This is a genomic window from Citreimonas sp., from assembly GCF_042096055.1.
Lineage (GTDB): Bacteria > Pseudomonadota > Alphaproteobacteria > Rhodobacterales > Rhodobacteraceae > Citreimonas.
In genome coordinates this window covers 1-3,194 of record NZ_JBELMH010000047.1, presented here as the reverse complement: position 1 = coordinate 3,194, position 3,194 = coordinate 1, and the positions used below count along the sequence as shown (strand labels likewise).

Genomic DNA, 3,194 nt, shown 5'->3' with positions numbered 1-3,194 from the left:
TTCATCAAGGCGCATCACGGCGCGCCGTGGTTCGTGTCGATGGTGGGCTTCGTGTCAGGGCTGCCGTTCCTCTACCAGATGGTCGACCGGTCGCGGCAGATCCAGGTGCCGAAATACGTCCGTCCCCGCACCGACACGCCGAAGCAGACCGTGGGCTACGGCGGCTCGTTCTCGTGCATCTACTCGGTGCGCGGCGCGGGCGGCTACCAGATGTTCGGCATCACGCCGATGACGATCTTCGACCCCAAGCAGGAAGCGCCGTACCTAAAGGACTTCATGGTGTTCTTCCGCCCCGGCGACATCGTGAAATGGCGCCCCATCGACCGGGCCGAATACGACGCGATCAGCGCCGACGTCCAGGCCGGCCGGTTCGAACCCCGGATGAAGAACGTGGTCTTCTCGCTCGACGATTTCAACGCGGACATGGACGGCACCAACGCCAAGCTGATGGAGGCCCTCTATGCCGATTAACGTCATCACCTCCGGGATCATGACGACGATCCAGGATCTCGGCCGCCCGGGGTATTACCATCTGGGCATCCCGATCGGCGGCGCGATGGACCGGCTTGCCCTGCGGGCCGCGAACCTGCTGGTCGGCAACCCCGAAACCGCCGCCGGGCTCGAGGCAGTGTTCGTCGGACCCGAGCTGGAATTCACCGAGGACGCGACCGTCGCCGTCTGCGGCGCCGAGCTGCCGCCGAAGATCGACGGCGAGGAGCAGCCGACCTGGACCGCGCTGGCGGTGAAGAAGGGCCAGGTGCTGTCCTTCGACTTCCTCAAGGCCGGCGCGCGCGCCTATATCGCCATCTCGGGCGGCATCGACACGCAGCCGTATCTGGGCAGCCGGTCGACCTACCCGATCGGCGCGCTGGGCGGCGTGGATGGACGCGCGGTGCAGCCGGGCGACGAACTGCCGCTGGGCAAGGCCTCGGGCAAGGCCCGCCCGGGCGCGTCGGTGTCCGAAGGGAATCGCCGCCTGCCGGGCGCATCGGCCAGGCTGCGGGTGCTGCCGGGGCTCTACTGGCACCGGATCACCGAAGAGGCGCAGCGCACCTTCTTCGAGGATACCTGGAAGGTCGCGAACGAGGCCGACCGCATGGGCTACCGCTTCCAGGGCGGGCGCCCGCTGGATTTCGTGCCGCGCGAGCAGCCGTTCAGCGCCGGCTCGGACCCGTCGAACATCACCGATGCGTGCTATCCCTACGGCTCGATCCAGGTGCCCAGCGGTCAGGAACCCATCGTCCTGCACCGCGACGCGGTGTCGGGCGGCGGATACTTCATGCTGGGCACGATCATCTCCGCCGACATGGACCTGATCGGGCAGCTGCAGCCCAATACGCCGACGCAGTTCGTCAAGGTCGACATGGACGAGGCGCTCGCCGCCCGGAAAGAGCGCAACACGGTTCTGGCGGCGATCCGCGACGAGATCGGCTGAGGCAGGCGCACGGGCGGGCGCGTTCGTGCGGCCGCCTCACGCCGCGCCGACATCAAGGAAGACGACATGTGCAGTGACGAAGAGGCCGGCGGCTCGGCCACGGGCAGCCCGATGATCGAGAACGCGCGCACCCGCGTGACCGAATGGCGTTTCCCGAAGAAGGGCGACAACACGGGCTGGCACGTGCATGAATACGACTACGTGGTCGTGCCGCTGCTGGACGGGCAGCTCGAACTGCACGAGCCGGGCGGCACGACGAAATTCGCCGACCTGCGCAAGGGCGTGCCGTATTTCCGGCAGAAGGGGGTCCGGCACGACGTGCTGAACCCCAACGACTTCGAGTTCGCCTTCCTCGAGATCGAGTTCCTGGACGACGCCGGCGCGTAGCGTGCGGCGCCGCGGCTCAGCCCTTGTCGCGCAGCTTGGTGACGGTGGTGCGGGTCGAGATGCGTTCGGGATCGGTCACCAGTTCGATCACCGTCGGGCCATCATGGGCAAAGGCGGCTTCGAGCGCGGGCCGGAACGCCGCGGTCTCGGTAACCTGCGCGTAGGCCGCGCCGTAGCCCTTGGCGAGCAAGCCGAAATCGGGGTTCACGATGTCGGTGCCGACCACGCGGCGGGGATGCTCGCGCTCCTGGTGCATGCGGATCGTGCCGTAGGTGCGGTTGTTGAACAGCAGGACGATCGGCCGCCCACCGTGCTGCACCGCGGTGGCAAGCTCGGCGCCGCTCATCATGAAGCCGCCGTCGCCGACGAAGGCGATGGCCTGCCGCGCGGGGTTCTGCAAGGACGCCGTGACCGCTGCGGGCACGGCGTACCCCATCGACCCGCATGTCGATCCGATCTGCCGCCCCGGCCGTCCGAAGCGCAGGAAGCGCTGCGCCCACCCGGTATGGTTGCCGGCATCCAGCGTGACGACGCAGTCGGCGGGCAGGATGTCACGCACGTCCGCCATCGCCTGTCCCATGTCGAGCGGGAAGTCGTGCTCGGGCGGTTCGCTATCAGCGAGATACTCGTCGCGCAGGGCGCGCCGCCAGGACGCGTCGGCACCGGTCGCGGCGGTCCGGCCGGCCAGAACCGTCACCGCCTGGCCCGCATCCGCGGCGATCCCGAGGGCGGGGCTGTAGACGCGGCCGATCTCGTCCGCGTCGCAATGGATGTGGATGAGCTTCTGCGCCGGCGTCGGCACCGTCAGGTTCGTGTAGGTCCTGGTGGTGATTTCGCCCAGACGCGCGCCGAGCACCAGCAGCGCGTCGGCCTCTGCGATCCGCTTCACCAGGCTCGGCGCGACGCCGGTGCCGAAATCGCCGACATACACGTCCGATCGGTTGTCAATCACGTCCTGCCGCCGGAACGAGGTGGCGACGGGGATGTCGCTTGCCTCGGCGAATTGCCGCAGGGCGGCGGCGCCGGCATCGGTCCAGCCCGGCCCGCCGGCCAGGATCATCGGTCTCTGCGCGTCCTTCAGCGCGTCCAGCACGGAATCCGCCTGCGCCTCGGACAGCGCGGCCTGCGTCGGCGCGTATGGCTGTGCGTCGGGCACCGTTGCGGTGTCGGTCAGCATGTCCTCGGGCAGGGCCAGCACGACCGGCCCCGGCCGGCCCGAGGTGGCGACGCGGAAGGCCCGCGCCATGTATTCCGGCACACGCGCCGCGTCGTCGATCTGCGCGGCCCATTTGGCGACGGGCGCGAACATCTGGCGGTAGTCGATCTCCTGAAAGCTTTCGCGGTCCATCGTATCGCGCCCGACCTGCCCGAC

At 68.8% G+C, this 3,194-nt stretch carries 4 protein-coding genes; 3 read left to right on the top strand and 1 reads right to left on the bottom strand.

Annotation, left to right across the window (positions count from 1 at the left end; translation table 11 throughout):
• From ACFDTC_RS11445 to ACFDTC_RS11435, 3 genes are all read left to right on the top strand, one after another.
• Positions 1-471: allophanate hydrolase subunit 1 (locus ACFDTC_RS11445; protein ID WP_375259009.1), on the top strand; the 471-nt coding region annotated here is incomplete at its 5' end.
• Positions 461-1,435, top strand: a complete 975-nt coding sequence (locus ACFDTC_RS11440) for a biotin-dependent carboxyltransferase family protein (RefSeq protein WP_375259008.1) — start codon at positions 461-463, stop codon at positions 1,433-1,435. The genes ACFDTC_RS11445 and ACFDTC_RS11440, both read left to right, overlap by 11 nt.
• Before the next feature lie 66 nt (positions 1,436-1,501).
• Complete coding sequence (locus ACFDTC_RS11435) at positions 1,502-1,822, top strand: cupin domain-containing protein (protein WP_375259007.1); 321 nt, start codon at positions 1,502-1,504, stop codon at positions 1,820-1,822.
• A 16-nt stretch (positions 1,823-1,838) separates the two neighbouring features.
• Here ACFDTC_RS11435 and ACFDTC_RS11430 read toward each other — a convergent pair.
• Positions 1,839-3,194: thiamine pyrophosphate-dependent enzyme (locus ACFDTC_RS11430; protein ID WP_375259006.1), on the bottom strand; the 1,356-nt coding region annotated here is incomplete at its 5' end.